We start from the raw sequence: 22,968 nt of genomic DNA, 5'->3' as shown, positions 1-22,968 counted from the left end.
GCCGTCAGTTGTTAGGCTGCGCAGCCGTCGGGGCAGCGGAGGGTATCGGGATTTGAGGCGCACTCTGTGCAATACAGGGTAAGCGTGCGGCAACTGAGGTTTGAGCAGTTTTCGAACTTGCTGGTGGGCGCCGAGCAACGGGTGCACTGTCCGATTGTTTTGGCATCGTCGCTGAATTCCAGGTGCATACGCTTGTCAAAGACGTAGAGGGAGCCCTCCCATAGCCCCTGATCCTTAAAGGTTTCGCCGTAGCGGACGATCCCTCCGTCCAGCTGGTAGACCTCCTTGAAGCCGCGGTTGACCATGAGGCTTGAGAGGACTTCGCAGCGGATGCCGCCGGTGCAGTACGTCACGACGGGCTTGTCTTTCAGCGAATCGTACTTTCCCGAGTCCAGCTCCTTGATGAAATCGTGCGTCGTGGCGACGTCAGGGACTACAGCATCCTTGAATTTCCCGATCTGGGCCTCGAAGGCGTTCCGTCCGTCGAAAAACACCACGTCCTCGCCGCTCTGTTTCTTGGTGTCAACCAAGTGATGCAGCTCTTCAGGCTTGAGATGGGTGCCACCGCCGACGACGCCGTTTTCGTCGACCTTCAGTTCGCCGGGCGCCCCGAAGGACACAATTTCGTCCCGGACTTTCACGCTGAGTTTCGGGAAGTCCTCGGAACCGCCGTCCGACCACTTCACGTCGACGTCGTGGAAACCCTTGTACTCTCGTGTGGTCTTCACGTATTGCTTTACAGCACCGATCTCACCGCCAACTGTGGCATTGATGCCGTCCTTAGAGATGATGATGCGCCCCGTCAGTCCCAGCTTCTCGCACAATGCACGCTGCCAGAGCCGGACGGCGTCAGGGTCCGGGAGAGGGGTAAAGCCGTAGAAAAGTACAATTCGGTTCAAAGCCACGTATTTAAGGGTACTTGGTACAGGAAATCGCCGTTGCGGTGGGTCTTCCGTTGCGCCGGGCTCCGTTGCGCCGGGCGCTGGGACACCCTGCCTCGGTCACAATTTCATAAGCAAGGCCTTTCTCCCCTACCTACCCCTGTTGCTTGTGACAGCGCTGGAATACCCTCATCACATGACTCCGGACGCCATGGTTGAAGACATCACCCACTTGCTGGAAGTCTGGGTAGCCGGCTGGGCCGGCTGCCGGGGCTACGAGACCCGCTCCGAGGGCCGCTTCCCTGCGGTGCTCCGAGCTGACGCCAACAGGGACTGGGTTTACTTCGCCCATGATCCCTCCAATGCAGAATTCGCCGAGTTGGTGTCCAAGGCAGCAGAATCTTCCACCCGGATCATCACGGTCTTCACTAAAGACGCCGCCCGGTACAGTTTCCTCGCGCAGGAGCACGGGCTGAACATCACATCAGCGTCGCAGACCATGATGTTCGTTGATATGGAGACCCAGGACTCTGAGGATCCTTGGCTCGCTGACGATGATCTCAGGGCCGAGACCTCGCAAACAGGCGGCGTGCACCATGCCGTGGTCCGGAGCGGCGACGAGGTGGCTGCCAGTGGCCGTGTCTACGTGGTGGGGAAAACGGCCGTTTTCGACAGGATCGTCACGGAACCCGGCTTCCAGCGCCGCGGTCTGGGCAGCTTCATCATGAAAGCGCTGGCCGCCCAGGCCTTTGAGCACGACGTCGAGAATGGACTGTTGCTGGCATCATTGGACGGGCAGAAGCTGTATTCACACCTGGGCTGGAAAACCGTCTGCCATGTGATGATGATCTCCGCCTCTGACGAGGGCGCAGACCTGTCCGTCGCGTAGTCCGAAGGACCGGTGGAAGCCAGCGATTTGAGCCCGGGTGAAACAATGTTTAGGTGAACCCACATGACTCGCTGATCCCGCTTCTGGGCAGAGGCCCCGACCCGGAGCAGTTGCGTCATGTCCACACCATTCCGGCCCGACAAGCCATCCACGAGACCTGGCCGGAATGGGCCCACCCCGACCTCGTCGCTGCTTACGGCTCCTTGGGGATTCACCAGCCATACCGGCATCAAGTACTCGCTGCCGATCTCGCCCACTCCGGCGACCATGTGGTGATAGCCACCGGAACAGCTTCAGGAAAATCCCTGGCGTACCAGCTCCCGGCGCTCGACTCGATCCACCGCTCGGAGCTGGAGGTACTGTCCCAACCGGGAAAAATCCACGACGACGGCGCCGTGACGCTGTACCTCTCCCCCACGAAGGCTCTGGCCGCTGACCAGCTTTCCGCTATCCGCGCACTGAAGCTCCCCACCGTTCGGGCCGAGACATACGATGGGGACACCGATCCGGCCTCCCGACGGTGGATTCGTGACCATGCCAACTTCATCCTGGCCAATCCGGACATGCTGCACTTCGGCATCCTGCCGAACCATGCCTGGTGGGCAAGCTTTTTCCGGAGGCTCCGCTATGTGATTGTGGATGAGGCCCACAGCTACCGCGGGGTTTTCGGTTCTCATGTGGCCAACCTGATGCGCCGGTTGCGGCGGATCTGTGCCTACTACGCCGGCAACGGATCGCCGGGGCCGGTGTTTATTGCTGCCTCGGCCACCGCCTCTGAACCTGGCGAATCGTTTGGACGGCTCATCGGCGCCCCGGTGCGGGAAGTGTCTGAGGACTCCTCACCTCACGGTTCCACCACGGTGGCCCTGTGGGAGCCTGCCTTGATGGAACTCCGGGGCGAAAACGGCGCCCCGGAGCGGCGGACCGCAGTCGCTGAAACAGCAGATCTGCTGGCCAACCTGGTGTCCTCCCATGTCCGTACGATCGCCTTCATCAAGTCCCGCCGCGGAGCGGAAACCATTTCTTCCATCGCCAAGCGGCTGCTTGATGAAGTGGATCCGAGCCTTCCGCAAAGGGTGGCTGCATATCGCTCCGGATACTTGCCGGAGGAGAGGCGCGCGTTGGAGAAGTCGCTTCGGTCCGGTGAGCTCCTGGGCGTCTCCAGCACCTCAGCCCTCGAGCTCGGCATCGACATTTCCGGTCTCGACGCTGTTTTGATAGCAGGCTGGCCCGGCACCAGGGCCTCTCTGTTCCAGCAGATCGGGCGTGCCGGACGTACCGGGCAGGACGCCATCGCCGCATTCGTCGCCAGTGACGATCCGCTGGACACCTACCTGGTCAATCACCCCGAAGCCATCTTTGAGCTCTCAGTTGAGGCGACGGTCTTTGATCCGTCCAATCCCTACGTCCTTGGTCCTCACCTCTGCGCAGCAGCTGCCGAGCTCCCCTTGGGCCACGGCGAACTGGAACTTTTCGGCGACACGTCTGAGAAGCTGCTGGACCAGCTCGTGATCCAGGGATACCTGCGAAAACGACCGGCCGGGTGGTTTTGGACCCATTCTCAAAGTGCTGCTGCCATGGTGAACCTCAGAGCCGACGGCGGCGGACCGGTGAGCATCGTGGACGCAGACACAGGCTCCCTCCTGGGAACAATGGACTCGCCGCAGACTCACTACCAGGCGCATACGGGGGCGGTGTACGTTCACCAGGGCGACAGCTATGTGGTGGAAGACCTGAACGAGGACGACCATTGCGTGGTGGTGCGGCGGGCGAACCCGGACTACTACACGACGGCCAGGGACGTAACCCAAATCGAGGTCCTGGAGAGTCAGCGACACGTTCGGTGGGGCGACATTGGAGTGCACTTCGGCGACGTGAAAGTAACCACCCAGGTTGTCTCCTTCCAGCGCAAGGCACTCATCTCGAACGAGATCCTGGGCGAGGAGCCGCTGGAGCTTGGCGCCAGGGAGCTCTTCACCAAAGCAGTCTGGTTTGAGGTGGACAACCGCTCACTCACAGCTGCAGGCCTTATCGAAGCGCAATTTCCCGGTGCGCTGCACGCCGCGGAGCACGCCGCGATCGGACTTTTGCCCTTGGTGGCATCGAGTGACCGCTGGGACATCGGCGGGGTTTCCACCGCCCTCCATGCCGATACCGGGGTGCCGACCATTTTTGTTTACGACGGGCACCCCGGTGGGGCAGGCTTCGCGGAACGGGGTTTCGAGAAGGCCAAGGTGTGGCTGTCAGCAACCAGGGAAGCCATCAAAGCGTGCGAATGCGAGTCAGGTTGCCCGTCCTGTGTGCAATCGCCCAAATGCGGCAACAAGAACAACCCCCTGGACAAAGCAGCGGCAGTCATCCTGCTGGACGTTTTGCTACGGGATGCCAGCGAAGCCCCCCGCTTGGAAAAGCTTCAAACGAGCCCCGACCGCAATTAACTCTTACGGCCTAGGTTCAGCCGGCCGTGTCCAGCCGGCCAAGCCCTGCCGACTAAGTCCCGCCGGCAAAGTCCAGGCGGCCTAGTTCCGCTGGCTATGTCCCGCCGGCTAACCCGAAGATGGTGCCTCCCTTCGTTTGGTGGCTTCCTTTTAATACGGCTTCCTCTCAGGGTGGGGGGCCAGCGCGGGCATGTCCCGTGGCTGCGCCAACTACAGTCCGTGCCTGCAATTCGGTGCGGACCTCGACTGTGTGGCCTGTTCCTTGTGCACAGGCTGTCACCCTTGCATCGTGCCGTGCCGCGACAGCCGCTGCGATTGCACACGGTTCACCACCGGTCAGTCCGCGTGCCGCGTCAGCTGCGGCCAGGGCTGCAAGGTCGGCGGCGGATGCTGCCCTGGATGCCATCACGGCCGACTGTGCAAGCAGCAGCACAAGGGCCATCGCCGTCATCACCACAAGGCCCAGGGCCGCAGCCAGGACGGTCCCGGAACCACGCTCGTGGCGGGATTCAGGGTGCACTGCCGGACTCTCCCCTGGCCGTTGCCTTGGCCGACAACGTCCACGGGACCAGGGAACCCACTGGCCCCCCGCTCCGGCCTGACACGGTGACACTCAGCCATTCCCCCTCTGCGCTGACGGCAGCCGACACGGAACTACCTGCCACTTGCCTGACAATGCCCTCAACGGCTCCTGTGTCCTCACCTCTTGCAAGCCCCCTGGCCCCTGCTCTTGCGGCCTCCTCCAACCTGAGTTGGGTCAGACCAGCTGCGGAACCGGCAAGCACCATTGCCAGCAGCAACAACACTGCAGGCAAGGCGACGGCAAACTCAGCGGTTACAGCACCCCGGCACTTCCCCGCGCCCGGGACTGCGAGCATCTCCATCGCGGGCGTCATGGTAAAGCCAGCGCCGTACGGATGAGGTTCAGCAGAAAGCCCCGGACCTCCTCACTGCGGAGAATAAATACCAACAGGCCGGCAAAACCCACCGCAGCCAACGTGGCGATGGCATATTCAGCCGTCGCCATGCCCGCTTCCGGACTCCACGAAGTGTGCCGGCGAAGACTGTAGCGCCGAAAACCCAGCCGGCGGATGCGACCATGCCTGTTGCGAAGACCAGCGATGTTATTGCGGATCTGAGGAGCAGCGCTTGCGCCGGGGTAAATCTCACTGACCTTGGCTTCGGCCTGTTCCGCCTGGGTGGGCTCTGGCTTCTCGAGGGGCTGTGCTGTGGTCGACATAATGTGTCCTTTCTTAAGGGGTGGGTGCCGGCTGAAGCCCGGCTGCTTCGACTCTTCCGGCTTGTTCTGCGGCAAATAAGTGACGTTGACCGCTAAGTGGATAACCGTCGAATTCCACCGCTGTGGAGGGAAACTGGGGAACGCGTTCAGCCCGCTGACGGAATCATCGCGAGAAGAACAGGAACCACACCAAGGCAGACAAAGGCCGGCAATGAGCACAGACCCAAGGGGATAACAAGCCTCACGCCCAAGGCAGCGGCCCGCTTTTCAGCCGCCCTGAACCGCTCCCTCCGCATGCGGGCAGCCTGGGCATAAAGGATCGACGACGACGGGGCACCAGTGAGCGCCGCAAAGCCCAAGGCATCACGGAGCTCGAGCATTTGCCGGGATTGAACGGCAGAGCTCCGCCACGCCGTATCCCAATCCGCTCCGATGGCAAGCGCTGAAACAACCGGTCTGAGGGACACTGCATGCTCGGAGGATGAGCAGCCAGCCACAAGTTGAAGTGAGCGGCCAACTCCGGCACCGGCATCCAGCATTGCGCCAATGAGCTCAAGCATCATGGCTGTGTCGGCCAAGCCTTCCTCCAGAGCGGGGGCGGCACCGTTCGCCGGCGGTGCCCGCTTTCCCCGCAAGTCAGCCCGGTCTCCACCCAAATCACTCCGGTTTCCCGCTCGCCCATTCCGATGACCTTTCTCCAGTGCGGAGCGCTCTTCGCCTGTGGCAAGAAGCAAGGCCAGACGTTTCCGCACCCTCTCAGGGCCAGCCAACGCCAACAGAGCAGCCACGGCGGGCAAAGCTGCAACGGCAACGGCCGGTAGGAAATCAACCGTCATGGCATCCCCGCAGCCTGCAGAACGAGACGCGCCGACCAGGCACGTCCTGCCACAGTCAGCACCAGGCCGGCAACGAGGGCGGTGATTCCGTAGGGGTTCCCCAGGAGGATCTCGAGCGGGTCCACTCCCAGCGCCGTGCCAAGAGCCAATCCAAGGAAGGGCAGCCACGTCAGCAGCTTCACGGTTGCTTTTGGTCCTGCCAACGCCGTTTGCCGCGCCGCATCGGCGTCATCCTCCGCTTCCAGCTGTGCCGCGAATCGGGTGAGGATATCCGCCAATGGACATCCGCTGGCTTCCGCAATGTCAAAGCAAGCGGCGAGTTGACCCCAGATCCGGCGGTTCCGCGACTTGCCCGGGTAGGCGCTCCTTGCAGCTGATCGGATAGCGTGCGAGACAGGTGACCCGCGGAGGGAAGCCGCCCGGGCTGCGGCCAGCACGAGTTGAAAAGCAGAACCAGAGATTTCTGCCTGAAGCCGGACTTTGCCACCGACCCGGCCAGCACCACCGACCCGGCCAGCACCACCGGCCCGGCCAGCACCACCGACCCGGCCAGCACCATTGGCCGAGCCTGGAGTCGGCCCGGATGAATCTGACGGATAAAGGGTAGCGAGCTCATCCCATAACCGGGAGGGAGTACGGCCGCCCTTCAACAAGGCAGCGAGCTGCTGAACCACCACTGTCATGTGGCTGGAATCTTGGCGGCGATTTGGTTTCCCAAAGTGGAAAGTTCGCCTCGTAGCCACGCCAGCTGCAACCGGTCCGGGCAACGTTGAAACGGCACGACCTCTCCCATGCCGTGTGCCGCCAGTGGGCAGTGTGAGTCGGAGGCGATGTCCTGGGGTTCGCCCAGGACGAAGGATTAGCCAGAATGCGAATCCAAGGGCAAACGCCATCGCGAAGCTCACGCCGATTCCCTGCCCTGCCCTGCTGCAAGCCCCGGGCCTTGGAGTCCCAGACGCCTCGCAAGTCGGGGCCACGCGGGTCCCTGACAGAGTTCACCGCTACGGATCTCCAGTGCTGTGGAAACGGTCAGCCCTTCCCTCGCATCCTCAATCAGGCCAATGCATGCCAGGTTCCGGCCACGGCCCGATCTTTCAACATGCACCACGACGTCCAAGGCGCTGGCTGCCTGCAGACGCACTGCATTCTGGCTTAGTCCTGCCAGCGCACCAAGCGCCGTAAGCCGCGCGGGAACGGCCGCCGCTGCGTTCGCATGAATGGTGCCGCCTCCTCCTGTATGACCCGTATTCATGGCTGTCAGGAGCTCACGCACCTCTGCCCCACGGCACTCCCCTACCACCAAGCGGTCCGGACGCATCCGGAGGGCCTGCCGCACCAGTTCGCCCAGATCGACGGCGCCTCCGCCTTCCAGGTTCCCGTGCCTTGATTCAAGGCACACCACATGAGGATGCACCGGATTAAGCTCGGAAGCGTCCTCGATCAGAACAAGCCTTTCGCTTGGATGGCACAAGCCCAGCAGAGTTGAAAGGAGGGTGGTTTTCCCGGATCCCGTGGCACCGCTGATCAGAAAACTCAACCGGTGTGACACCATCCTTTCCAGCACCTGCTGAACAAGAGGCCCGAACATTCCGCCCTCCCTGAGTTCGTCGAGCGAAAACACCTGATCGCGCCGGATCCGCACCGACAACAGCGTTCCCAAGGTAGAGATCGGGGGAAGAACGGCGTGGACTCGATACCCGCCGTCGAGCCTGACGTCCACGCAGGGAGAGCCGTCATCCAACCGGCGTCCTCCGGCTGCCACAAGCCTCGCGGCAAGGGCGCGTACCTGGGCCTCGTTGGAAAAGGTGACCGGAGCCCGTTCGAGGCCCTTGCCGCGGTCCAGCCAGACGGCGTCCGGTGCGTTCACGAAGATGTCAGTAACAGCCGGGTCACGGACCAGCACCTGGAGCGGCCCCAGTCCATTGAGCTCGGCACTGATGCTTTCCACGGCCGCCAGGGAACCCGCAGTACCGAGGAGACGTCCCGAAGCCTGGACTGCCGAAGCCACCCGCAACGGCGTGACTGGTCCGGCGTCGGCCATGACAGATTCACGGACGGATTCAAGCAGCCGGGCGTCTAGCGAACGTCCTTGCCCGCGCCGGGTTAGGCCAGCGTCCGAACTGGCGGGGGCAAATGGGAGACGGGGCAGGTTTCGGCGGGCGTTCATGCACCCTCCTCGTCGAAAAGCTCCAGGACGGACGACACAAACCGGCGGACGTTCCTGCGTTGCCCCACTTCCAGCAGCCGACCCTGTTCAGTAGCCCCGGCAGTTCCCCTCACCTCGGGTAATACGGCTTGCAGGGGAAGCCCTACTGAATCCGCTATCAGGCCGGCGTCCAGGGCCGCCCCCGCCTTGCCCCGCACCACCAAGGACGTTTCCACCGGGGGAAGCTCCTGGAGGATCCTTGCTGTGGCGACTGCGGCCTTCAGCTGCGCAGGCACTACGATCAGCAGCCGATCACAATCCCAGGCGAAGTTCCGAAGCGGCTCTGTTCCGCGTCCGATGTCGACGACCACAAGTTCATAGCCGCGTCTGGCGGCGTCGAGGACTCCGGCGACTGTGCTGGGCTCCACCACTGCAGCGCGGTCCCGGCTGCCAGGCCAGGAAAGAAACGAAAAGCCTCCGGCCACGGGCAAGGCATCGCTCAGTTGTTCGGGGTTTATGCTCCCGCGTGCATCGGCGAGGTCCGGCCAGCGCAATCCCGCCGATTCCTCTGCTGCGAGCGCGAGTTCAAGGCCTCCTCCCCAGGCATCCCCGTCCACTAGGAGCACCCGGGCCCCGAGGCCGGCTGCTGCCTGCGCTATCCAGATGGCTGCCGTCGTGGCACCTGCACCACCGCAGCCTCCGGTCAGGCCGACCACCAATCCTCCTGCTTCGGGTGAGTCGGCCCGGCTCAAATATTCAGCAAGCCACGTTGCCGCATCCGGCAGAACAGCCACACGCTCCGCTCCCAAGGTGGTCGCAAGGTGCCACAGACTGTCACCTTCGCCGCTGAGGCCTACCAGAACTGCAGGGGCACGGCGCCTTGGAGGAAGCTCCCGGACATCGCTTCCTACCAGCACCGCGGCGGCAGAGTCCCAGAAGGGTGCAGCCTCAGTGGCGTCGGCGACTACCCGCAATTCTCCGCCCGTGGCCGCTACGATTCGCTCCACTTCGGATCGGAGCACATCGAACCCGGTGACGAGCAAAGTCTCCGATGCCTCGGCGGGGAGCCAAGAGCCGGGGGTAGGACGTGGTCTCCGCGTTCCTTCACGAAACGGTGCTGCCCTTTCCGATCGGCCATACGCGGGGGTGATTAATGCGGTCGGGAGGCTTGATGCCAGCGGGATGGCCAATGCCGCACCAGCCGATGCGGCGGGGTTGGCTGGTGTTGCCGTGGCGGAAGGTTGACCGCTGCCGGGAGGATGCTTCAGGTGGTGCCTGCTCATACGGCTACAGTGCCGGGAGCGGAGTCAGCAGGTAAGACAGCGATGAGGCTATGTGGACAAGTCACGGTTACTGGCGGATACCCCGGGACCCCAGAACAAGGGTCTATCCCCGAAGGGTCCGGATCGAAAGCCCCAACGCCCAGGTCCGGCAGCAAAAAGCATCAGGACACACAACGTCCTCAATAGAACCGGTTCGGTCAGGGACGCCGGGCACCACAAGGCAGAATTGAAGCATGTATCTGCTGCTTGCCGCCCACGCCGACGGCGCAGCCCTTCAGGAACTCACTCCGGCGGGCGAACCTGCCCCAGCCCATCCGGAACCGCAGGTGATAAGCATTGGCGAGCTCCCCGGCGTCGTGCGTGAACTGGAAAAGCGCCGGCCGCGCTGGATCTGGAACCGGACGCAGGACTGGTACCCGCGTTTGTTGCGTTCCGGCATTGAGCTGGAGCGGTGTTACGACCTCAGTCTCTGCGGTGCGATCCTTGCCCACTCGGAGTTCACCGCCCATACCGACTATGCCCGTACCGCTGAGAAGCTCGTCCAGGACGATGACCTTCAAGGGCCACCCGCCGGACTCCGTCCGCCTCCGCCGCCCAAGGAACAAGGGGCCCTGTTCGAACACCTTGGCCCGGCCACCACCGCGCAGCACTCAATTGAGCACCTCCGCAGGGAGTTCGCAGCGCAGCAGAACGCTCTCAACGGCGCGAGTGCCGAGGGGAACAGGAGACAGCGCCTCCAGCTGCTCCTCGCCGCCGAGTCCGCCGGATCCATGATTGCTGCCGCGATGCAGCACACGGGCGTGCCCTGGCGGGAAGAACTGCACGAGAAAATCCTGGTGGACTATCTCGGACCCCGTCCCGCGAACGGCCAACGTCCAGCGAAACTCGAAGAACTCACCGCCAAGCTCAGAAAGCTGCTCAACTCCCCCGCCCTGAATCCGGATTCGCCGCAGGAACTCATGCGTTCCCTCCATCGAAGCGGGATCGAGGTCAAGACCACCAGGCAATGGGAGCTGAAGCAGTCCGATCATCCCGCAATCGTCCCGCTGCTTGAGTACAAAAAACTCTCCCGCCTCCACACGGCCAACGGTTGGGCTTGGTTAGATGCCTGGGTGGACGGCGGCCGCTTCCGGCCGGAGTATGTGGTGGGTGGAGTGGTTTCCGGCCGCTGGGCATCGCGCGGCGGCGGTGCACTGCAGATCCCGCACCAGATCCGCGGGGCCGTGCATGCCGATCCTGGCCATAAGCTCATCGTGGCAGACGCGTCCCAGCTGGAACCCCGCGTGCTGGTGGCCCTTTCCCAGGACACCGTTATGGCCGAAGCCGCCAAGGACAAGGACCTTTACGCCGGCGTTGCAGCACAGGGTTTTGGCGGCGATCGGGCAAAGGCCAAAATCGCCATGCTTGGCGCCATGTACGGCGCAACATCAGGTGAATCAGGGAGGCTCATGCCCCAGCTCACCAAGACATATCCGCGTGCCGTTGGCCTCGTTGAGCGGGCGGCCCGCGATGGAGAGGCAGGGAAAACGGTGACCTCCCGGTTGGGCCGGAGCAGCCCGCCGCCTTCTGAATGGTGGGTCCAAAGCCAGCAGACCGCGACGGCCGAGGAACAGCGCAGGGCCGACTCGATAGCCAGGTCCCGCGGCCGCTTCACCCGCAACTTTGTGGTCCAGGGCTCGGCAGCGGACTGGGCGGCGTGCTGGCTGGCGGAATTACGACGCCGGTTGCGCACCTTGCGCTCCAACGGCTCACCCGCCGGGGAACTGGTGTTCTTCCTTCACGACGAAGTCATGGTGCACAGCCCAGATAATGCGGTTGAGGCAAGCATCGCTGCCATCGAAGAGGCGGCTAGCGCAGCCAAGGAATTGCTGTTTGGAAGGATTCCGGTCGAATTCCCCGTCAACATTGCTGTAACCGACTCCTATGACAAAGCCAAGTAGTCGCAAGACAATTTCTGTCATTTACCCGTCGGTAGCGTTGAACAGCCCGTTACAGGAAGGGTACTGTCGACTGAGGTCGGTTTGCCGCAAGGGCTAAGCCGATCAGCACTATGCGTTACAAGGGGGAAACAACAGCCATGGCTGGAACATTTGAAATAGTTAAAGAAGGACACGAGTCATTCCACTTCCGCCTCACTGCAGATGACGGATCGGTGGTGGCGGTGTCGCCGGCCTTCAAAACACTCAAAGGAGTGGCTGCGGGAATTACGGCCGTCAGGGAGAACGCAGCAACAGGACAGATTGTTGATTGCTCCGCGCCGAAGGCCTCCGGCTAGGAAAGGCTTCCGCAGGGACAGGGACTGGCTGAAGCGGAGGGGCTTTTCAGGGTTCTATCGGGATCAGCCGGGACCTGTCCCAAGGTACTGACCACCCCAGCTGATCAAACAGCTGGTTCAGGATTAATCCCGTAAAGCCCCAGACAACCACACCATTGACAGTGAACGCCGGGCTTTGGAAAGTTTCGCCTCGCCTGGTCACCGTGGCCATTCGCCGGTTTTCAGGATCCAGCAAATCCCTGACCGGGATCCGGAAGACCTGCGACGATTCCGCGTAATCAACTACACGCACCGGGGACGGCGATGCCCACCAGGCAAGGACCGGAGTCACCAGGAAGTTCCCGCGCGGCAATGCGAGTTCCGGCATGACGCCGAGGACTTCCACTCCGGCAGTGTCCAGGCCTGTCTCTTCCTCGGCTTCACGCAGGGCGGCCTCCACCGGCGTCTCCCCGGGATCAATGCCACCTCCTGGAAACGCGACCTGACCCGGGTGGTCCACCAGAGTGTTGGCGCGTTGCAACAGCAGGACATCAAGATGAGCCGGAGCCAGCCTCTTTTCGGAGGCGGCAGGAACCTTGTCCAGGACGCCGAAAAGCATCAGGACCGCGGCTTTTCGCACTACAGCGGGGTCCACCGAAAGCTCGCGCCACCGGGGGTCCGGGGCAGGCCCGGCCCCGGCTTCGATGGCCGCGACGAGGTCAAGGAGATCCTGCCTGGCCGTCACTGAGGCCTCTTCTGGGATTCCATCCGGATCTCGGCCGCACGGTGGGTTTCTGCCTGCAGGCGGGCCAGCAGCTCCTCATTTCCGGGCGCCAGTTCATACTTCAGCAGCTTCGCCGCTTTCTGCGGATCCGTCTCCCCCATGCCATAGCTGGGGCACCAGTTAGCCACCGCGCAGGCCCCGCACGCCGGTCTCTTGGCATGGCAAACGCGCCGGCCATGGAACACCACACGGTGGGAAAGCATGGTCCAGTCACGCGGCTCGAAAAGTTCAGCCACATCCGATTCGACCTTCACCGGGTCATCCGACGTGGTCCAGCCGAAACGGCGGGCCAGGCGGCCGAAATGGGTATCAACCGTGATCCCCGGAATACCAAAAGCATTGCCAAGCACCACATTGGCGGTCTTCCGTCCCACCCCGGGGAGAGTGACCAGGTCTTCAAGGCGGCCGGGCACAACGCCGTCGTACTCATCTACCAGGCGGGTGGACAGCGCCAGGAGGCTCCGGGTCTTGGCGCGGAAGAACCCGGTGGGCTTGATGAGGGCCTCGAGCTCCTCCATCGGCGCCTCGGCCATGCTGCGGGCATCAGGGTACCGGGCGAACAGGACAGGGGTGACCTGGTTGACGGTGACATCGGTGGTTTGGGCGGAGAGGACAGTGGCCACCAACAGCTCAAACGGATTGCGGAAGTCCAGCTCGGCGTGGGCGTAGGGGTACACCTTCGCCAGCTCCTTGTTAATCCTGCGGGCGCGCCGTTTTTGGGCCAACAGGGACTCGACCGGCCTCACCGACGTCGCGCCACGGCGCGGCCTGGCCCCCTGCCTTTCCGTCGCAGGGGGCTCAGCTTCTGGCTGTTGGCCCGGATCCAGGTCCATGGGTGTGGGGTTAGCCGCGTTCGATGTTGCTGAGATCCCGAAGGACGCCAAGCCGGCCATCCGTGTGCTGAACGAGGAACTCGTTGCCGCGGTCCTCCAGTGCGAGCACCCAACCGCCAGGCTCAATGATGAAGGCAGGCGCTCCGGTTGCTTCGTCAAAGGCAGTCCGGGGCTGGGCCACCGCAAACCAGAAGGCCTCCTGCACCGGCTGGTCTTCATCCTGTTCAGGCCGATGAGCCGGATCCACAGTGGCACCAATGGGCTCCTGGGACCTCACCTGGGGATTCACCGTCGTCGCGGGCGTGGCCCCAGCCGGGCCGGGAACAGCGGTTGCACCAGCAGTTGAGCGGGTGGTGGGCAGGGCCGAGGTCCGGGTCTCCTCCGCTGAGGAGGAAGGAACGACGGCGGCCGCTTGGGTCTGTTCCGCCGCCGTCGGGTAAGCGGCGGCAGCCGCAGCCCCGGCAGCCGCTCCGCCAACAGCCGGTCCAGTTACTGCTGGTCCCGGTACAGCCGTCGCCCCCGCCGATGAACTGCGCGCAGCTGGCGTCCGTACTGACTGACTGTCCGGCGTCGTGCGTGGCCCCCGGCTCGGCAGGATTCTGGCCAAAGCTTCTTTGGCAGCCGGCTTAGGCTCCCTGGCGGTTTTGGGTTCCTTGGCAACGTGTGGCTTCCGCGCAGGAGCGGCGGATTCCCTCGCCACCACATGGGCGGGCTCTTCCCGTCGGTCCAGGAAGTCACCGGCGAAATAGGGGATAAAACGTGCCAACACAGTCGCTGCGAAAAGTCCCAGGGAGCCGATCAGCCCCACCAGGAGGCTCGGCGCGAAGGCGTCCGCGATGGCCAGAAAGAAGAAAGCCAAAGTAAAGGAAGCGGTGACGGAGGCGAACTGGTCCACGGACAGCGAACCAATCCGGACCTTGGAACCAGGCGTAAGACGGCGGGCAACAAAAAGTGCGGTGACAATCAACGGGAGAATGACGCCAAGACCCAGGAAGAACAGGCTCCCCATATTCCAGAGGTTGTATCGCCCGGCGAACATGGGAATAAGCGATGCCACGAACAGGATCAACGTCGAAGCGAAGACCGCAAGGTCCCGGATGGTGAAATGGCTGAGAACCGCCTCGTTCTTTGCCCCAGGCTTTGTTGCGCCTGGCTTTGTTGCGTCTGTGGTCGCTGCGCCGCTTGTGGCGGCCTTGGCCGCCGGGCTTCCTGTAGCAGGACTTCCCCCTACCGGGCTGCCCGCTACCGGGTCCGCCGTTGAAGTGCGGGGATCGGAAGCCAGTGGCTGCGAGGGGTTCGCTTGGGCCTGGGGCTGGGAGGAAATGGTTTGGGACGTGCCGGTCCGGGGATCCTCAGTAGACTGCGGGACCCGGTTATCTGGGGCGGCGTCCTGCTGGCCACGTTGCTCGTTCAATTTGTTCTCCTTAGCATCACGGCCCTCTGGACAGGGCCGTCTGATAGTGCCGCCTGGATAGTGCCGCCTGCGGCAGACACAACCGGACCGCTAGCGGCCCAGTGCTCCTCGGATGTCACGATTCCATCTCAGCCTAGTCAAGTGCCCGGCCAATCACTAGCTGACTGGCCGGGACGGCAGGGGCCCTGTAGTCCCGGGATAAAACCGCTCAGCGCTTAATAAACGCCGTTCGTGGCGGACTTTGTGAGGCTCGCCACTTACTGTCGTGCGCAAGAGTTAGTGTGTATTTCGGAACAGCTCTTTGCGGAACTTCCATGACGGGCCGCTGTCCCCGGTCAACGACGAACGGACGGCCGTCGCAGGGAGTTCCGCTCAGCAAAGATCGATGAATGATGAGGTTCACCATGTCCCAGGAAATGCCCGGCTCTGCTGCCATCGCCGCCCGCGCAGGGTCCGGAGGAACACACGCCGACGCTGCCGCCGGCCAGGCTCCGTCCGACCAGCCTGCCCGGCAGGGAGACGCTTTCGAGAACCTTCTGCATGAGGACCGCCGCTTCCCGCCGTCCGAGGAGTTCGCTGCCCGGGCTGTGGTCACGGGGGCGGATTACGCAGAGGCCGACGCCGACCGTCCCGCGTTTTGGGCGCGGCAGGCGAGGGAGTTGCTGACGTGGGACCAGGACTTCACCCAGGCCCTGGACTGGTCCACGCCGCCGTTCGCGAAATGGTTCGTGGGCGGTAAAGTCAACGCCGCGTACAACGCCCTGGACCGGCATGTCGAGAACGGGCTCGGTGACCGGGTGGCCATCTACTTCGAGGGCGAACCCGGCGATACCCGCACCTACACCTACGCCCAGCTCACCGACGAGGTCAAAAAAGCCGCTAACGCTTTCGAGTCCCTGGGCGTGGCAAAAGGCGACCGGGTGGCCGTATACCTGCCCATGATCCCCGAGGCCGTCATCACCCTCCTGGCCTGCGCCCGGATCGGGGCCGTGCACTCGGTGGTATTCGGCGGCTTCTCAGCCGACGCCCTGCGCTCCCGGATCGAGGACGCCGAAGCCAAACTCGTCGTCACCGCCGACGGCACCTACCGGCGCGGGAAGCCCAGCGCCCTCAAACCCGCCGTGGACGACGCCCTCGCCCGCGACGGGCACACCGTCCGGAACGTCATCGTGGTCAAACGCAACGGCCAGGGCGTGGACTGGCACGAGGGCCGCGACCACTGGTGGGAAGACACCGTCGGCGCCGCCTCCACCCAGCACACGGCCGTGGGGCACGACTCCGAACACCCGCTGTTCATCCTCTACACCTCCGGGACCACCGGTAAGCCCAAAGGCATCCTGCACACTACCGGCGGCTACCTCACCCAGACCGCGTACACCCACAGGGCGGTCTTCGACCTGCACCCCGAAACCGATGTGTACTGGTGCACGGCCGACGTCGGCTGGGTCACCGGGCACTCATACGTCACCTACGCACCGCTGATCAACGGCGCCACCCAGGTCATGTACGAAGGAACCCCGGATTCCCCGCACCAGGGCCGGTGGTGGGAAATCATCGAGAAGTACAAAGTCTCCATCCTTTACACCGCCCCCACCGCCATCAGGACCTTCATGAAGTGGGGCAAGGACATCCCCGCCAAGTACGACCTCGCCTCCATCCGTGTCCTCGGATCCGTCGGGGAACCCATCAACCCCGAAGCGTGGATGTGGTACCGCGAAGTCATCGGCGGAAACAACGCACCGATCGTCGATACCTGGTGGCAAACCGAAACCGGCGCGCAAATGATCGCACCCCTGCCCGGAGTCACCGCCACCAAACCAGGCTCAGCCCAAACCCCGCTCCCCGGCATCGCCGTGGACGTCGTGGACGAGCAAGGCCAATCAGTACCCAACGGCTCCGGCGGCTACCTCGTCATCCGCGAACCCTGGCCCGCGATGCTCCGCGGGATCTGGGGAGACCCCCAACGCTTCAAAGACACCTACTGGTCCAGATTCGAAAACATGTACTTCGCCGGAGACGGCGCCAAAAAAGACGACGACGGCGACATCTGGCTCCTGGGCCGGGTCGATGACGTCATGAACATCTCCGGGCACCGCCTCTCCACCACCGAAATCGAATCCGCCCTCGTCTCCCACCCCGCCGTCGCCGAAGCGGCAGTTGTCGGCGCCGCGGACACCACCACCGGGCAGGCAATCGTCGCGTTCGTCATCCTCCGCGGGGACGCCGTCGACACCGGGGACGCCACGGTCCAGGAACTCCGAAACCACGTCGGCCACGAAATCGGCCCCATCGCCAAACCCAAAACCATCCTCATCGTCCCCGAACTGCCCAAAACCCGCTCCGGAAAAATCATGCGCCGCCTCCTCAAAGACGTCGCCGAAGGCCGCGACGTCGGAGACGCCACCACCCTCGCCGACAACACAGTCATGCAACAAATCGCGGCGTCCCTCAAAAAATAAGGAAAGGCGGGGCACTCAGCGGCCCCAGCAGGCAAAGAGCTGGATCCCACCATCGTGATGAGCTGATGCGAGGGGGTCATCCGGAAGCGTCCTCAGTGGGGCCACGCCGTCAGGGTTCCCAGGCCGAGCTTGCGAGGCTAGGGGGAAGGTGGGGACGGAACGAGCAGCACGCGGAGGATGACCCGCTCGCGTCAGCGTGATGCATGCCTAGACTGGGACCAGCCCTTTCCCCTGCCTTAAGGATTCCGCTGAGATGCTCGCCGCAGCACGTCACCAAGCCATCGTGGATGCAGTCCAGCGCGATCGGATAGTGCGCGTCTCCGACCTTGCCCAGCAACTGGGCGTCTCCCTGATGACCGTTCGCAGGGACATCGATCTCCTGGAAGAAGCTGGACGGGTGGAACGGATCCATGGCGGCGCGAAGCTGCCGGGCGATGCCAGTACGCACGAGCCGGGGTTTGAACTCAAGTCCACGCAACTGACGGTTGAAAAGCGGGCCATTGCTTTGGAGGCTGCCTCACTCGTCCAGGAAGGAATGGCCGTAGGGCTGAGCGCCGGGACCACAACGTGGGCGCTGGCACGGGAACTCGCGGCGGGGCCACGGATCACAGTAGTCACCAACTCGGTACGTATCGCCGATCTTTTCCAGGTAGATGTATCCGCGGGGTCCAACCGTACCCGCTCCACCGTGATCCTTATCGGCGGTGAGCGCACGCCGTCGGACGCGCTTGTGGGGCCAATCGCCACCGCGGCGCTTAGGCAGCTGCATCTGGACGTCCTGTTCCTCGGCGTCCATGGAATGGACGCCGAAGCAGGGTTCACCACTCCGAACCTGCTGGAAGCTGAAACCAATCGGGCGTTTATGGAATCGGCCCGGAAGGTGGTGGTCCTGGCGGACCATACCAAGTGGGGCACCCTCGGGATCAGCACCATCGCCAAGCTTGAGGAGGCTGATGAGGTCATCAGCGATTCAGGGCTGGGCATGGATGCCCAGCGCAGCCTTCAGGAGCGCGTCAGCAGGCTGCGGATTGCCGAACTGGCTACTGCCCAAGCTTGAGAGAACACACGCCTGAGAACGCAGGGCTGGAATACAAGCTCTACGTAACGGTCCTGGTGCACCCGCAGGATTGCCGGACCAGCAACTTGGTGGGAAACAGCTGGTGGCCGGCCGACTTACCGCGATCGGCCCCGATCAAGGCACTGACGGCGGCCTCGGCCATGGCTTTGACAGGCTGCTCCACCGTGGTGAGGGCCGGCCAGCTGTACTCCGCTTCAACCGAGCCGTCGAAGGAAGCCACTGCGATATCCCCGGGGACAGAGACCCCGGCCTCGTGGATCGCGCGGAGAATTCCGATGGCCTGCATGTCTGAGCTGGCAAAAATCGCCGTCGGCCTGTTCGCGGAGGCCAGCAGCCGCTGACCGGCAGCATAACCGCCCGCCCGCGAAAAGGGCCCGCGCACAATCGGACCTTCCAGCAGACCGGCATCCGAGAGCGCCTGCAGCCACCCTTTTTCGCGGCCGTCCAAGTCGTTGGCGGTATTGGTGCCCATGGCGAGGCCGATATTCGTGTGCCCATGACCGATCAGGTGCTCAACTGCGATCCTCGCGCCGGCGGCCAGGTCTACGCCAACGCTGCTGAAGCCCGGAGCCGCGTCCCCGTGGTTCAGCAGCACCGCCGGGATATCGGCGTCGTCCAGTTCCACAAGGTCGGGTTCAAAAAGCACGCTGGCCAGCACCACACCGTCCACCTGCCGGGCAGCAAGGTTCCGGATATGACGGCGTTCCTTGGCCACGCTCCCATCGGAATTTGTCAGAACCAGGGCATAGCCACACTCCGCGGCTGCATCCTCAACGGCGTGAGAGAGCAAGGAGAAGAACGGGTTGCTGTTATCCGGGATCACCAGGCCGATGGTTTCACTGGAACCCAGCTTCAGGGCGCGCGCGGCAGCGTTGGGACGGTACCCGAGTACCCGGATGGCGTCCTGCACTTTGGCTTCCGTCGCCGGGGCAACTTTCTTCGGGCCACCGTTCACAACGTAGCTGACGACGGCGGTGCTTACGCCTGCGTACCGGGCAACATCCTTCCGGGTTACCGGGCCGCGAGGAGCCTGCACTGTGGGAGTCGTCATGGTTTAGATCCTAGCTAGAGAGTCGGCGGAGCATCGCCAAAGTCCCGGATAGGAAGGCGCTCACCGCCGTTGAGGGCTGACTCGTGGGCCACGATCCCCGGCAGGGTAAACCGGGCAGCAACCCACGCGTTCACCGGCGGCATGCTGCGGTTGTTGACGGCCGTGACGAAGTCGTCCACCAGGAAATGATGACTTCCCTCATGGCCGTTGGGGGCGCCGCGGAATTCCTCAGGAAGCCGGGCAGGATCGTGTACAGGGGCCAGGCCTGAGACGAAGGCATCGCGCAGTTCCGGGGCAACGTTGGCAAGCGAGGGGTCATCCAGAGGAATGCTGGGCCGCGTCTCCATCAGGGCGGAGATGTCCTGAACGTCCTTCTTGTCCTGCCACACGGTGACATGGGCCAGCTGTTCCAGGCTTGCCTCGGTGCCGAAGAACCTGAAGCGCGATTCACGAATATGCGAGGGGTAGCCCACCCGGCGCATCTCGTTGGTCCGCATCACTCCGCCGTCGTTCAGTTCAAAAAGGGCCGTGGCATTGGAGAAGTCGTTGCCGAACATGCTGACGCCCTTGTCGAAGACACCGTCCCCGCGGCTGTCACTGACTCCGACGCAGCTCACACTGACAGCATGGGCAGGAACTGCCCCCAGGACTCCGCCGATGGCATGCGTCGGGTAGAGCATGGGCGGATAGCTCGCAGTCTCTTTCCAGCTCTCGCCGCCGCTATACCGGTAGGCATCATAAAAGCCGAGGTCCATGTCGTGGACGTAGTCCCCCTCGGAGTAGAAGACGCGGCCAAACCGCCCGGCGGCATGCTGCTCCCGGGCGTAGACGGTGGCGGGGTTGTAGTAGCTCGTTTCGCCCATCATGTAGACGTTCCCGGTCTCGCGGACGGCGTCGATGATCCGTGAGATCTCCTCCTCCGAGACAGCCATCGGAACAGCCGAATAGACGTCTTTGCCGGCGCGCAGTGCCTGCTCTACCAAGGGTCCGTGGGTCCAGCGCTGAGTAAAGATGGCAACGGCGTCGACGTCGGACGCAAGGAGCTCCTCGAAGCTGTCCAGGACGCCGTCGAGGCCCCATTGCTTACACGCCGAAGCGGCTCTTTCCGGAAGTTCGTCCACGACAACGACGCTGCTAACGCCGGGGTGAAGCCTGAAAAGGTGGGCGAACTGCCCCCCGAATTGACCCGCCCCTACGACCCCCAGCGAAAACGCCATTGTTCCTCCATGAATGGTTTCAATCCCGCTGCCCGGGCGGGCAGCAACTGATTCCCAGTGTTGCATCGCCATCTACTCGAGTCAACAGACAGACAGCCCGCAGCAAGTTCTTCTTGGAAATAAAAGAATTCACTCTTGCCACCGCCTTTCTACTCGTGTAGATTCACTCCCAGCTGTTATCCATGTCACACCTACGGAAGGTCGACGATGACCACCATCACTAAACTTCCTGACCCGCCGACAGGCGGAACCAAGAAGGCCGGGACTCTTGCCCCGGTCCGAAAGGGCCAACGCATCGGTGACCTCAAAATGGCACTGGTGTTTATCTTCCCGGCGATGATCGGCTTCGTCGTCTTCTTCCTGATCCCCACCATCCGCGGCGTCTACCTCAGCTTCACCGAGTACAGCATCCTGGGTGACCCCACTTGGATCGGCGTCAAAAACTACGTCTCCATTTTTGCCGATGAGCTCTTCTGGAACTCGATGGCGGTGACCGTCCAGTATGTGGCGATCAACATCGGATTCCAGACGGTCATTGCGCTTGGCCTGGCCCTCCTCATGCACCGGGTGGCAAAGTCAACGTTCATCCGCGGCGCCCTCTTGTTGCCGTTCTTCGTGGCCAACGTGATCGTTGCGCTCCTGTGGTTCTGGATGCTCGACTACCAGTTGGGTATCGTGAACGAGGTCATCAACTGGATGGGCCTTCCCCGTATCGCGTTTTTCGGCAGCGAGCAATGGGCCATCCCGACCATCGCGGCCGTCAACGTGTGGCGCCACATGGGTTACACCGCCCTGCTGATCTTTGCCGGGCTCCAGGCCATTCCACAGCACGTCTACGAAGTGGCCTCCCTGGATGGCGCTTCACCCACCAGGACCTTCTGGGGCATCACCATTCCTCTCCTGCGCCCCGTCCTGGTGCTCGTCCTGGTGGTCACTGTGATCGGATCGTTCCAGGTCTTCGACACGGTGGCAGTCACCACAGGTGGCGGACCCATCAACGCCTCGCGGGTGATCCAGATGTACATCTACCAGAAGGCGTTCACCGAGTCTGACTTCGGGTATGCCTCTGCACTGTCCGTCATTCTCTTCGTCATCCTCGCCCTGGTGGCCTTCATTCAAATGAAGTTCCTCAAGGGCAATGAATCGGATCTGGACTAAGGACCCCGCAATGACTACTACGTCTCCTTCCCGTCAAGATGCAGGCCGGCCCTCCGCCCGCCGCGGAGCTGATGCCCCGATCAAGCCCGTCATCACCAAGCCCCGCAAGCCCATCAACTGGGGCCGCGCCGGCGCCTGGGCCCTTGTTGTCATCGCTCTGATCGTCACCATTGCACCGTTCCTGTGGATGCTTCGCACAGCCCTTTCCAGCAACCATTCCCTCGCTGCGAATGCAGGCAACCTCCTGCCGGCCGACTTCAGCTGGGGCGCTTTCAAACGCGTTATGGGCCTGCAAACCCCTGAAGAAGCCATAGCTGAGGGCGGCTCCGGTGCCGCGATCAACTTCTGGTGGTATCTCCGAAGCTCCATCATTGTCTCCACTCTGGTGACTGCCGGACAGGTTTTCTTCAGCGCCATGGCGGCCTATGCCTTCTCCAGGCTGCGTTGGCCGGGCCGCGAAAAGGTCTTCGCCCTGTTCCTGGCGACCATGATGGTGCCGCCGATCTTCACCGCGCTGCCCAACTTCCTGATGATCAAGAACCTGGGCCTCCTGAACACCTACGCCGGTATTATCCTCCCCTTCCTGTTCATGACGCCCTTCGCAATCTTCTTCCTGCGCCAGTTCTTCATGAGCATGTCCCGGGAAGTTGAAGAGGCAGCCATGCTCGACGGCGCCAAAAAGTTCCGTATCTTCTTCCAGATCGTGCTGCCCAACGCTGCCGCCCCCATGGCCACGCTGGCTTTGCTGACTTTCGTCGGCACCTGGAATGAGTACTTCTGGCCGCTGCTGGTGGGCCAGGACGAGAACGTCCGGGTCCTCACAGTGGGCCTGGGGGTCTTCAAGTCCCAGTCGCCGCAGGGCGCCCCGGACTGGAGCGGCCTTATGGCGGCCACCCTTATTGCCGCCCTTCCGGTCCTCCTGCTCTTTATCGCCTTCGGCAAGAAGGTGGTCAACTCCATCGGCTTCTCCGGCGTCAAATAGTCCCACCGTTCCCCCTCACCCCCAA

General features: G+C 63.0%; 21 protein-coding genes. 8 read left to right on the top strand and 13 right to left on the bottom strand.

Annotated elements, in window-relative coordinates; genetic code table 11:
• Positions 1–11: 11 nt before the first annotated feature.
• The gene (trhO, locus tag MU551_RS04690; protein WP_247041027.1) at positions 12–905 is read right to left on the bottom strand and encodes an oxygen-dependent tRNA uridine(34) hydroxylase TrhO; all 894 of its coding nucleotides are present in this window, start codon (positions 903–905) and stop codon (positions 12–14) included.
• 172 nt (positions 906–1,077) lie between these two features.
• Between trhO and MU551_RS04685 the strand changes: the two genes are divergently transcribed.
• Both MU551_RS04685 and sftH read left to right on the top strand, forming a co-directional pair.
• Positions 1,078–1,770, top strand: coding sequence for a GNAT family N-acetyltransferase (locus MU551_RS04685; RefSeq protein ID WP_247041026.1), 693 nt, complete (start codon positions 1,078–1,080; stop codon positions 1,768–1,770).
• A gap of 53 nt (positions 1,771–1,823) precedes the next feature.
• A complete protein-coding gene (sftH, locus tag MU551_RS04680; protein WP_247041024.1) occupies positions 1,824–4,208 on the top strand; it encodes a DEAD/DEAH box helicase in 2,385 nt (794 codons plus the stop codon).
• A gap of 166 nt (positions 4,209–4,374) precedes the next feature.
• Here sftH and MU551_RS04675 read toward each other — a convergent pair whose 3' ends face one another.
• The 7 genes from MU551_RS04675 to ssd form a co-directional block, all read right to left on the bottom strand.
• Complete coding sequence (locus tag MU551_RS04675) at positions 4,375–4,728, bottom strand: Rv3654c family TadE-like protein (RefSeq protein ID WP_247041022.1); 354 nt, start codon at positions 4,726–4,728, stop codon at positions 4,375–4,377.
• Positions 4,718–5,092 (bottom strand): TadE family type IV pilus minor pilin, encoded by a 375-nt coding sequence (locus tag MU551_RS04670; RefSeq protein WP_247041020.1) that lies wholly within the window; start codon positions 5,090–5,092, stop codon positions 4,718–4,720. The genes MU551_RS04675 and MU551_RS04670 overlap by 11 nt, the downstream gene beginning before the upstream one ends.
• Before the next feature lie 8 nt (positions 5,093–5,100).
• Entirely contained in the window at positions 5,101–5,448 is a 348-nt protein-coding gene (locus tag MU551_RS04665) for a DUF4244 domain-containing protein (protein ID WP_247041018.1), read from the bottom strand.
• 146 nt (positions 5,449–5,594) lie between these two features.
• Positions 5,595–6,284, bottom strand: coding sequence for a type II secretion system F family protein (locus MU551_RS04660; RefSeq protein ID WP_247041016.1), 690 nt, complete (start codon positions 6,282–6,284; stop codon positions 5,595–5,597).
• Complete coding sequence (locus MU551_RS04655) at positions 6,281–6,967, bottom strand: type II secretion system F family protein (protein ID WP_247041014.1); 687 nt, start codon at positions 6,965–6,967, stop codon at positions 6,281–6,283. The genes MU551_RS04660 and MU551_RS04655 overlap by 4 nt, the downstream gene beginning before the upstream one ends.
• A 218-nt stretch (positions 6,968–7,185) precedes the next feature.
• Positions 7,186–8,451 (bottom strand): TadA family conjugal transfer-associated ATPase, encoded by a 1,266-nt coding sequence (locus MU551_RS04650; RefSeq protein ID WP_247041012.1) that lies wholly within the window; start codon positions 8,449–8,451, stop codon positions 7,186–7,188.
• On the bottom strand, positions 8,448–9,713 hold the full coding sequence (gene ssd / locus MU551_RS04645) for a septum site-determining protein Ssd (protein WP_308198285.1): 1,266 nt from the start codon (positions 9,711–9,713) through the stop codon (positions 8,448–8,450). Before ssd ends, MU551_RS04650 begins: the two co-directional genes overlap by 4 nt.
• A 233-nt stretch (positions 9,714–9,946) precedes the next feature.
• Here ssd and MU551_RS04640 point away from each other — a divergent pair, with 233 nt between their 5' ends.
• Positions 9,947–11,653: a bifunctional 3'-5' exonuclease/DNA polymerase gene (locus MU551_RS04640; RefSeq protein WP_247041009.1), complete on the top strand. Its 1,707-nt coding sequence runs from the start codon at positions 9,947–9,949 to the stop codon at positions 11,651–11,653.
• Positions 11,654–11,790: 137 nt separating this feature from the next.
• On the top strand, positions 11,791–11,988 hold the full coding sequence (locus MU551_RS04635) for a YegP family protein (protein ID WP_247041007.1): 198 nt from the start codon (positions 11,791–11,793) through the stop codon (positions 11,986–11,988).
• Positions 11,989–12,034: 46 nt separating this feature from the next.
• Here the strand turns inward: MU551_RS04635 and MU551_RS04630 are convergent, their stop codons facing one another.
• Genes MU551_RS04630 through MU551_RS04620 form a run of 3 tightly spaced genes read right to left on the bottom strand, consistent with a single transcriptional unit; the run spans position 12,035 to position 14,998 of the window.
• A complete protein-coding gene (locus MU551_RS04630; protein ID WP_247041005.1) occupies positions 12,035–12,712 on the bottom strand; it encodes an NUDIX hydrolase in 678 nt (225 codons plus the stop codon).
• On the bottom strand, positions 12,709–13,584 hold the full coding sequence (gene nth, locus MU551_RS04625; RefSeq protein WP_247041003.1) for an endonuclease III: 876 nt from the start codon (positions 13,582–13,584) through the stop codon (positions 12,709–12,711). The genes MU551_RS04630 and nth overlap by 4 nt, the downstream gene beginning before the upstream one ends.
• Before the next feature lie 10 nt (positions 13,585–13,594).
• On the bottom strand, positions 13,595–14,998 hold the full coding sequence (locus tag MU551_RS04620; RefSeq protein ID WP_247041001.1) for a hypothetical protein: 1,404 nt from the start codon (positions 14,996–14,998) through the stop codon (positions 13,595–13,597).
• 404 nt (positions 14,999–15,402) lie between these two features.
• Between MU551_RS04620 and acs the strand changes: the two genes are divergently transcribed.
• Both acs and MU551_RS04610 read left to right on the top strand, forming a co-directional pair.
• Positions 15,403–17,457 carry an acetate--CoA ligase gene (gene acs / locus MU551_RS04615; protein WP_247041132.1) on the top strand — a complete coding sequence of 685 codons (2,055 nt, stop codon included), beginning with the start codon at positions 15,403–15,405 and terminating at the stop codon, positions 17,455–17,457.
• Between the two features lie 253 nt (positions 17,458–17,710).
• A complete protein-coding gene (locus MU551_RS04610; RefSeq protein WP_247040999.1) occupies positions 17,711–18,514 on the top strand; it encodes a DeoR/GlpR family DNA-binding transcription regulator in 804 nt (267 codons plus the stop codon).
• 40 nt (positions 18,515–18,554) lie between these two features.
• Here MU551_RS04610 and MU551_RS04605 read toward each other — a convergent pair whose 3' ends face one another.
• Together MU551_RS04605 and MU551_RS04600 are read right to left on the bottom strand one after the other, a co-directional pair.
• Positions 18,555–19,586 (bottom strand): LacI family DNA-binding transcriptional regulator, encoded by a 1,032-nt coding sequence (locus MU551_RS04605; RefSeq protein WP_247040997.1) that lies wholly within the window; start codon positions 19,584–19,586, stop codon positions 18,555–18,557.
• A 14-nt stretch (positions 19,587–19,600) separates the two neighbouring features.
• The gene (locus MU551_RS04600; protein WP_247041131.1) at positions 19,601–20,803 is read right to left on the bottom strand and encodes a Gfo/Idh/MocA family protein; all 1,203 of its coding nucleotides are present in this window, start codon (positions 20,801–20,803) and stop codon (positions 19,601–19,603) included.
• Between the two features lie 207 nt (positions 20,804–21,010).
• On the opposite strand from MU551_RS04600, the gene MU551_RS04595 reads away from it, so the two are divergent.
• Complete coding sequence (locus MU551_RS04595) at positions 21,011–21,961, top strand: carbohydrate ABC transporter permease (protein ID WP_372489789.1); 951 nt, start codon at positions 21,011–21,013, stop codon at positions 21,959–21,961.
• Between the two features lie 10 nt (positions 21,962–21,971).
• Positions 21,972–22,943 (top strand): carbohydrate ABC transporter permease, encoded by a 972-nt coding sequence (locus MU551_RS04590; RefSeq protein ID WP_247040996.1) that lies wholly within the window; start codon positions 21,972–21,974, stop codon positions 22,941–22,943.
• Positions 22,944–22,968: the final 25 nt, after the last annotated feature.

The sequence above is a fragment of the Arthrobacter rhizosphaerae genome (genome assembly GCF_023062595.1).
In the GTDB taxonomy this organism is placed as follows: domain Bacteria; phylum Actinomycetota; class Actinomycetes; order Actinomycetales; family Micrococcaceae; genus Arthrobacter; species Arthrobacter rhizosphaerae.
The sequence above is the reverse complement of the archived record's forward strand: the minus strand, read 5'-3'. Positions and strand labels throughout refer to the sequence as shown.

Bases quoted from the DNA above. Each gene is read 5' to 3' on its own strand.
- MU551_RS04685 (WP_247041026.1), top strand. From the start codon at position 1,078: ATGACTCCGGACGCCATGGTTGAAGACATCACCCACTTGCTGGAAGTC.
- MU551_RS04610 (WP_247040999.1), top strand. From the start codon at position 17,711: ATGCTCGCCGCAGCACGTCACCAAGCCATCGTGGATGCAGTCCAGCGC.
- MU551_RS04670 (WP_247041020.1), bottom strand. From the start codon at position 5,092: ATGGAGATGCTCGCAGTCCCGGGCGCGGGGAAGTGCCGGGGTGCTGTA.
- MU551_RS04640 (WP_247041009.1), top strand. From the start codon at position 9,947: ATGTATCTGCTGCTTGCCGCCCACGCCGACGGCGCAGCCCTTCAGGAA.
- MU551_RS04650 (WP_247041012.1), bottom strand. From the start codon at position 8,451: ATGAACGCCCGCCGAAACCTGCCCCGTCTCCCATTTGCCCCCGCCAGT.
- MU551_RS04655 (WP_247041014.1), bottom strand. From the start codon at position 6,967: ATGACAGTGGTGGTTCAGCAGCTCGCTGCCTTGTTGAAGGGCGGCCGT.
- acs (WP_247041132.1), top strand. From the start codon at position 15,403: ATGTCCCAGGAAATGCCCGGCTCTGCTGCCATCGCCGCCCGCGCAGGG.
- ssd (WP_308198285.1), bottom strand. From the start codon at position 9,713: ATGAGCAGGCACCACCTGAAGCATCCTCCCGGCAGCGGTCAACCTTCC.
- MU551_RS04605 (WP_247040997.1), bottom strand. From the start codon at position 19,586: ATGACGACTCCCACAGTGCAGGCTCCTCGCGGCCCGGTAACCCGGAAG.
- MU551_RS04665 (WP_247041018.1), bottom strand. From the start codon at position 5,448: ATGTCGACCACAGCACAGCCCCTCGAGAAGCCAGAGCCCACCCAGGCG.
- MU551_RS04660 (WP_247041016.1), bottom strand. From the start codon at position 6,284: ATGACGGTTGATTTCCTACCGGCCGTTGCCGTTGCAGCTTTGCCCGCC.
- MU551_RS04590 (WP_247040996.1), top strand. From the start codon at position 21,972: ATGACTACTACGTCTCCTTCCCGTCAAGATGCAGGCCGGCCCTCCGCC.
- MU551_RS04635 (WP_247041007.1), top strand. From the start codon at position 11,791: ATGGCTGGAACATTTGAAATAGTTAAAGAAGGACACGAGTCATTCCAC.
- MU551_RS04600 (WP_247041131.1), bottom strand. From the start codon at position 20,803: ATGGCGTTTTCGCTGGGGGTCGTAGGGGCGGGTCAATTCGGGGGGCAG.
- MU551_RS04595 (WP_372489789.1), top strand. From the start codon at position 21,011: ATGACCACCATCACTAAACTTCCTGACCCGCCGACAGGCGGAACCAAG.
- nth (WP_247041003.1), bottom strand. From the start codon at position 13,584: ATGGACCTGGATCCGGGCCAACAGCCAGAAGCTGAGCCCCCTGCGACG.